Raw genomic sequence first — 7,488 nt, 5'->3', positions numbered from 1 at the left:
CTCCCGGACCCGCCCTCGGGCAGCAGCATCATGCGGGCGAGCTGCTTCCACTGCTCGAGGTGCGGGTCCGTCTGCGGGTCGCGGGGGTCGAAGCCGTAGGTCAGGGCCACGCCGCGCATGCTGGTCAGCAGCGTCTCGCGCAGCAGCGCCGCCTGCTCGGGATCGGCGTAGTCCTCGAAGAACGCGTCGGTGGTCTGGCGGATCGCCGCGCCCAGGCGGCGCTCGGCGGGCAGCAGCGCCTCCGCCAGCGCCTTGTCGGTGCGCGCCGCGGTCCAGAGCTCGACCGAGGCCCAGAAGTACGCCTGCTGGTAGGTCCACCACATGACCTCGACGGCGCGGTCGAGCCGCGCTCCCGCGTCGACGTCGGCCGCGGGGAGGTCGACGCGCGCGAGGCCGTCGGCGGCGAAGCGGCTGGTCGCGAGGTGCTGCGCCGCGGCGACGAGGAGGTTCTCCTTCGACGGGAAATGGTGCAGCAGCCGGCCGCGCGAGACGCCCGCCCGGTTCTGGATCGTCAGCGTCGTGGTGCCCGCGTAGCCCGCCTCGACGAGGCAGGCCACGGCCGCGTCGAGGATACGCGTGCGGCTGTCGGACGTCCGCTGCTCGCGGGACCGGCGCTCCGGCTCGGTGGTCGAACGGGTGCTCACGATCCGGGCCCTCCCGTCGTCCTCCCGGTCACCGTGTCGCCGACGATCGTGCCGCCGCGGACGCGAACGGTCAAACCTGACTGTCTGGGCAGGCAGGGCGGTCCAGGACGGTCAGCAGTACGTCGACGAGCAGCCCGCGGGTCCCGGACCGGTCGAGCGTGCCGCGGACCAGCCACTCCCGGGACGCGGACCGGACCAGCCCGAAGAACGACCGGACGCGGGCGCGGTACGGATCGTCGGGGGCGTCCGGGGCCAGGGCGGCGAGCACGCGGTCCGCGGCGATCTCGTCGGCCTCGGCGAGGATCGCGTCGACGTCCACGTCCCCCGCCGCGCCGGTCCCCACCGAGAGCCAGAGCCCGCGGTGGCGGTCGACCGCGTCGAGGAACCAGTCCACGGCCGCCCCGGCGCGCACGTCGACCGGGCCGGGCGGCAGCCCGGCCACCGCGACCTCGGGGATCGTCGTCAGCCGGCGCACCACCTCGAGGTAGAGGTCGCGCTTGGTGCCGAAGTAGTGGTTGATCAGCCCGCGCGCGACGCCGGCCTCGCGGGCGATGTCGGTGGTCGAGACCGCGGCGTAGGGCTGCTCGGCGAACAGCCGCAGGGCGCCGGCGACGATCTCCTCACGGCGCGCGTCGGGGTCGAGACGCCGGCCGCGGGCCGGGGCCGTCACGACGCCTCAGGTCTGACGTGGTGGCTTTCCTGACGTTGAGTGTCAGCGTGGACGCCAGGCTTGCACCGGCGCGCCCGATCGGCCGGCGTCATCCCGAAGAGCATGGCGAAGTCGTGCAGGGTCGCCGAGACGACGGGGCGCCGCCCGGCGAGGAACTGCAGGGGCCCCTCGACGTCGAAGGTCCAGTCGGCGTGCAGCAGCCCGAGGCCGGCGCGGCTGCTCACCGGGCTCTCGCGGCGGCATCCGTGGAGGTCCTGGGCGAGGGTGAAGGCCGTCCGCGGGCGGCCGGGGAGGACCGGGCCGTGCCGCAGGCGCGCGCGGGCCGCGGGGCGCTCGGCGCACTCGACGGTCATCGACGGCGCGCCCTCGTCGAACCCGCTGAAGGACGCGAGCCCCTTCGGGATGCCCCAGAGCTCGCGGCCGCCGTCGCGGGACGCCGGGCTGTCGACCCAGATCGCGACGATGTGCGGGCGGACCCGGACGCCCACGCGCCCGGCGACGGCCACGAGCAGCTCGCGGTAGCTCATCGCCCCGCCGGGGGCGTAGTCCACCCACGCGGCGCCGACGGGCGTGCGCCCGCCCGGCGCGAGCGGGCGCCAGCCGTCGGGCCACGTGGCCGTCGGCAGGTCCTCGGTGGGCACGAGGAAGGTCGACAGGTCCATCCGGCCGACGAGCGTCCACGGCTCGGGCGGGTAGGTGCTCACGTCGGCACTCCGATCGTCGGGGTCGGGAGATCGATGCGCAGTGCCCCGGGGGCGTCGGCCGGCACGGCGGGGTGGTGGGGGGCGACGGGCGCGACGCGGCGGTAGCCGGCACCCGGCGCGGGGCGGGGGTCGGGCTCGCCGCGGTTGGGCCACAGCGACATCGCCCGCTCGGCCAGCGCGGTGATGGTCAGCGACGGGTTCACCCCGAGGTTCGCCGGCACCGTCGACCCGTCGACGACGTGCACCCCGGGGTGGCCGTGCAGGCGGTGGTACGGGTCGACGACCCCGGTGTCGGCGGTCTCGGAGATCACCGCGCCGCCCAGGAAGTGGCCGGTGACCGGCAGGTTCACCAGCGTCGAGCTCGCGCCCACGGGGAAGCCGCGCATGCGGCGGGCCACGCGGCGGGCGACCTCGTGGCCGGCGGGGATCCAGGCGGGGTTCGGCGTGCCGTCGCCGGGACGGGAGCGCAGCCCGCCGAGGAACCGCCGGGGCTTCAGCGTCAGCGAGTTGTCCAGCGTCTGCATCACCAGCAGCACGATCGACTGCTCGGCCCAGCGCTTCGGGCGGTGCAGCGCGCGCAGCGTCCCGCGCGAGCGCACGAGCTCGCCCGCGATCCGCCGCCACGACGGGCCCCGCACGCCCAACGTCGCGTCCCCGGGCGCCGTCGTCCCGTCGACGAGCACCGCCGAGAGCAGCGCGAGCAGGTTCGATCCGCGGCCGTAGCGCACCGGCTCCACGTGGGTGTGCGCGTCGGGGTGGATCGAGGACGTGATCGAGACGCCACGGGTGAAGTCGGCTCCCGGCGCCACCGTGCGTGCGGCGAGGATGGCCTCGGAGTTGGTCCGCGAGAGCTCGCCGAGCCGCGCGGAGATGCGCGGCAGGTCGCCGGTGCGGCGGAGCCGGTGCAGCAGGCGCTGGCTGCCGAGCGCGGAGGCCGCGACGACGACCTGGCCGGCGCGGAGGGTGCGCCGGTGGCGGTCACGACGCCCCGTCGTCCGGACCTCCACCTCGTAGCCCGACGCGCCGGTCAGGTCGCCGCCCCGGGGCCGGATGCGCGTCACCGTCGACAGGGGGTGCACCCGCGCGCCCACGGCCTCGGCGAGGTGCAGGTAGTTCTTGACCAGCGTGTTCTTGGCGTCGTGCCGGCAGCCGGTCATGCACTCGCCGCAGTGCAGGCACCCGTGGCGTGCGGGACCGGCGCCGCCGAAGTACGGGTCGGGCACCTCGTCGCCCGGAGCGGCACCGAAGAAGACGCCGACGTCGGCGGCACGGTAGGTGTCGGCGACGCCCATCTCCTCGGCGACGTCGCGCATCACGGCGTCCGACGGGGAGACGCGGGGATAGGTGGTGGCGCCGAGCATCCGGGCGGCCTGGTCGTACGACGCGTCGAGCTCGTCGGCCCAGTCGGTGACGCCGGCCCACTGCGGGTCGTCGTAGAACGCCCGCGGCGGCCGGTAGAGGGTGTTCGCGTACACCAGCGAGCCGCCCCCGACGCCCGCGCCGGAGAGCACGAGGACGTCGCGCAACGGGGTGGCCCGGAAGATGCCGAAGCAGCGGGCCCACGGCGCCCAGAGGTAGTCGCGCAGCTGCCAGGACGTCGCGGGGAACTCGTGGTCGGCGAAGCGGCGGCCCGCCTCGAGCACCCCGACCCGGTAGCCCTTCTCGGTGAGGCGCAGCGCGGTGACCGAGCCGCCGAAGCCGGAGCCGACCACGAGCACGTCGTAGTCGGGGTCCGGGGCGTCGCGGCTCGGGAGTGTCACCCCGTCACCCTCGCGAGTCGTTGGCAGCCTGTCAACGAGACCCGTGTGACCCTACTCGCCAGTAACAGGCGCCCACGCGCACGTTGACACGAGAGCCAAACAGTCTACTTTGACTGTTGAGAGCAGTCGCCCCCGCGAAGGGACCCTTTCCGTGACCGAGGCATACATCTACGACGCCCTCCGCACCCCGCGCGGCCGGGGCAAGGCCGCCGGGTCGCTGCACGCGACCAAGCCGGTGTCCCTGGTCGTCGGGCTGATCGACGAGCTGCGCAAGCGCAACCCGGAGCTCGACCCCGACCGCATCGAGGACGTCGTCCTGGGCTGCGTCAGCCCGATCGGCGACCAGGGCGGCGACATCGCGAAGACCGCCGCGATCGCCGCGGGCCTGCCCGACCACGTCGGCGGCGTCCAGCTCAACCGCTTCTGCGCGTCCGGGCTCGAGGCCGTGAACCAGGCCGGCCAGCGCGTGCGCTCCGGCTTCGAGGACATGATCGTCGCCGGTGGCGTCGAGTCGATGTCCCGCGTGGCCATGGGCTCGGACGGCGGCGCCTGGGCGATGGACCCGGAGACCAACTTCGAGACCTCGTTCGTGCCGCAGGGCATCGGCGCCGACCTCATCGCCACACTCGAGGGCTTCAGCCGCGAGGACGTCGACGCGTACGCGCTCGAGTCGCAGACCCGCGCGGCGAAGTCCTGGGCCGACGGCGCCTTCGAGCGCTCGATCGTCCCGGTCGTCGACCGCAACGGGCTCACGGTGCTCGACCACGACGAGCACGTCCGCGAGACCACGTTCGAGGGCCTGTCGGGCCTCAAGCCGTCGTTCGCCGGCATCGGCGAGATGGGCGGCTTCGACGCGGTGGCGCTGCAGAAGTACCACTGGGTCGAGGCGATCAACCACGTGCACCACCCCGGCAACAGCTCCGGGATCGTCGACGGCGCCGCGCTCGTGCTGCTCGGCACCGAGGAGGCCGGCAAGCAGAACGGCCTCACCCCGCGCGCCCGCATCGTCGGCACCGCCGTCTCCGGCGCCGACCCGACGATCATGCTCACCGGCCCGACGCCGGCCTGCGAGAAGGTTCTGGCCAAGGCCGGGATGACCATGGCCGACATCGACCTCCTCGAGATCAACGAGGCGTTCGCAGCCGTGCCGATGAAGCTGATGAAGGACCTCGACTTCCCGCACGAGCGCACCAACGTCGCGGGCGGCGCCATCGCGCTGGGCCACCCGCTGGGCGCCACCGGCGCGATGCTGGTCGGCACCATGGTCGACGAGCTCGAGCGTCGCGACCTGCGCCGCGCCCTCGTGACGCTGTGCATCGGCGGCGGCATGGGCGTCGCGACCATCATCGAGCGGGTCTGAGCCCCCGGAACATCGTCGACCAGCGATCAAGGAGTCAGTAGCGCAGTGTCCGAGAACATGTTCCGGTGGGAGGCCGACGGGGACGGCATCGTCACGCTGACGATGGACGACCCGACCGCCTCGGCCAACACGATGAGCGCCAAGTGGGGCGAGGACTTCGCCGAGACGCTGAAGCGCCTCGAGGCCGAGAAGGACTCCATCACCGGCGTCGTGCTGACCTCGGCGAAGAAGACCTTCTTCGCGGGCGGCAACCTCGACGACCTCGTGAAGTACACGAAGGCCGACGCGCAGAAGGTCTTCGACCAGTCGCAGCAGATCAAGAGCCTGCTCCGGCGCCTCGAGACCCTCGGCAAGCCCGTCGTCGCGGCGATCAACGGCGCGGCGCTGGGCGGCGGCCTCGAGATCGCGCTGGCCTGCCACCACCGCATCGCCCTCGACGCCAGGGGCTCGAAGATCGGGCTGCCCGAGGTCACGCTCGGCCTGCTGCCCGGCGGCGGCGGCGTCGTGCGCGTCGTGCGCCTGCTCGGCCTCGCCGACGGCCTCATGAACGTGCTGCTGCAGGGCCAGCAGCGCGCCCCGAAGGCGGCCCTCGAGGCCGGCCTGGTGCACGAGGTCGTCGACAGCCCCGACGAGCTGATCTCCCGGGCGAAGCAGTGGGTGAAGGACAACCCCGAGGCGATCCAGCCCTGGGACGAGAAGAAGTACAGGATCCCCGGCGGCACGCCGTCGACGCCGAGCTTCGCCGCGAACCTCCCGGCGTTCCCGGCCAACCTGCGCAAGCAGCTCAAGAACGCCCCGATGCCCGCGCCGTACCTGATCATGGACGCGGCCGTCGAGGGCTCGCAGGTCGACATCGACAACGCCGGCAAGATCGAGTCGCGCTACTTCGCCGAGCTGGCCTGCGGCCAGGTGTCGACGAACATGACCCGCGCGTTCTTCTTCGACCTGCAGGCCATCAACAAGGGCGCCTCGCGCCCCGACGGCTACGAGAAGCACAGCGCCCGCAAGGTCGTCGTGCTCGGCGCCGGGATGATGGGCGCGGGCATCGCGTACTCGTGCGCGATGGCGGGCCTCGAGGTGGTCCTCAAGGACGTCGCCCAGGCCAACGCCGACAAGGGCAAGGACTACTCGAAGAAGATCCTCGACAAGGCCGTCTCGCGCGGGAAGTCGACGCAGGAGAAGGCCGACGAGGTCCTCGCCCGCATCACGCCCACCGAGAAGCCCGAGGACGCCGCGGGCGCCGACCTCGTCATCGAGGCCGTGTTCGAGAGCCCGGACCTCAAGAAGCAGGTCTTCGCGGAGATCATGCCGCACCTCGCGCCCGACGCGGTGCTGGGCTCGAACACCTCGACCCTGCCGATCACCGACCTCGCGACCGGCGTCGACCGGCCCGAGGACTTCGTCGGCCTGCACTTCTTCTCGCCGGTCGACAAGATGCCGCTCCTGGAGATCATCAAGGGCGAGAAGACCAGCGACGCGACGTTGGCCAAGGCGATCGACATCGCCCTGCAGATCAAGAAGACTCCGATCGTCGTCTCCGACAGCCGCGGGTTCTTCACCAGCCGCGTCATCGGCACGTTCATCAACGAGGCCGTGGCGATGCTCGGCGAGGGCGCCGCGCCGTCGTCGATCGAGCAGGCCGGGTCGCAGGCCGGCTACCCCGCCCCGCCGCTGCAGCTGATGGACGAGCTCACGCTGACGCTGCCGCAGCACATCCGCGAGGAGACCCGCAAGGGCGTCGAGGCCGCCGGCGGCACGTGGGTCGGGCACCCGTCGGACGCCATCGTCGACCGGATGGTCGAGCTCGGCCGCAAGGGCCGCTCCTCGGGCGCCGGGTTCTACGAGTACGACGAGTCGGGCAAGCGCACCCGCCTGTGGCCGGGCCTGGCCGACGAGTTCGGCGCCGCCAAGGGCGACCTGCCGTTCGAGGACATGCAGGAGCGCATGCTCTTCGCCGAGGCCCTCGAGACCGTGAAGTGCTTCGACGAGGGTGTCCTGCACACCATCGCCGACGCCAACATCGGCTCGATCATGGGCATCGGCTACCCGGCCTGGACCGGCGGCGTGGCGCAGTACATCGACGGCTACCCCGGCGGCCTGCCCGGGTTCGTCGAGCGCGCCCGCATCCTGGCCAAGGCCTACGGCGACCGGTTCCAGCCGCCGGCCTCGCTGGTGGACAAGGCCGAGAAGGGTCAGTCGCTGCGCGGCGAGTGACCCCGGTGGCGTAGCCGGCGCGTCCGGCTGCGCGTGTCTGTTCGGAACGAACGGCGCTTTCGCTGCTTGCGAAGCAGCGGGAGCGCCGTTCGTGTTTCCGGGGCGGGGGCTCGCGGGGGAAGGCCCGGCGTCCTGC

General features: G+C 73.0%; 6 protein-coding genes. 2 read left to right on the top strand and 4 right to left on the bottom strand.

Annotated features, from left to right (window positions below; genetic code table 11):
- The 4 genes from ACR9E3_RS24420 to ACR9E3_RS24405 all read right to left on the bottom strand — a co-directional run.
- Nucleotides 1–644: TetR/AcrR family transcriptional regulator (locus ACR9E3_RS24420; protein WP_460383220.1), on the bottom strand; the 644-nt coding region annotated here is incomplete at its 3' end.
- Nucleotides 645–714: 70 nt separating this feature from the next.
- Entirely contained in the window at nucleotides 715–1,314 is a 600-nt protein-coding gene (locus ACR9E3_RS24415) for a TetR/AcrR family transcriptional regulator (RefSeq protein WP_460383218.1), read from the bottom strand.
- Complete coding sequence (locus ACR9E3_RS24410; protein WP_460383217.1) at nucleotides 1,311–2,018, bottom strand: acetoacetate decarboxylase family protein; 708 nt, start codon at nucleotides 2,016–2,018, stop codon at nucleotides 1,311–1,313. Before ACR9E3_RS24410 ends, ACR9E3_RS24415 begins: the two co-directional genes overlap by 4 nt.
- Nucleotides 2,015–3,778, bottom strand: a complete 1,764-nt coding sequence (locus ACR9E3_RS24405; RefSeq protein WP_460383215.1) for an FAD-dependent oxidoreductase — start codon at nucleotides 3,776–3,778, stop codon at nucleotides 2,015–2,017. Before ACR9E3_RS24405 ends, ACR9E3_RS24410 begins: the two co-directional genes overlap by 4 nt.
- Before the next feature lie 151 nt (nucleotides 3,779–3,929).
- Here ACR9E3_RS24405 and ACR9E3_RS24400 point away from each other — a divergent pair, with 151 nt between their 5' ends.
- Nucleotides 3,930–5,138 carry an acetyl-CoA C-acetyltransferase gene (locus tag ACR9E3_RS24400; protein ID WP_460383214.1) on the top strand — a complete coding sequence of 403 codons (1,209 nt, stop codon included), beginning with the start codon at nucleotides 3,930–3,932 and terminating at the stop codon, nucleotides 5,136–5,138.
- Nucleotides 5,139–5,195: 57 nt separating this feature from the next.
- On the top strand, nucleotides 5,196–7,352 hold the full coding sequence (locus ACR9E3_RS24395; protein ID WP_460383237.1) for a 3-hydroxyacyl-CoA dehydrogenase NAD-binding domain-containing protein: 2,157 nt from the start codon (nucleotides 5,196–5,198) through the stop codon (nucleotides 7,350–7,352).
- The last annotated feature ends 136 nt before the right edge of the window (nucleotides 7,353–7,488 follow it).

The organism is Actinomycetospora sp. C-140, assembly GCF_054796175.1.
This window is presented reverse-complemented; position numbering and strand designations above follow the sequence as displayed.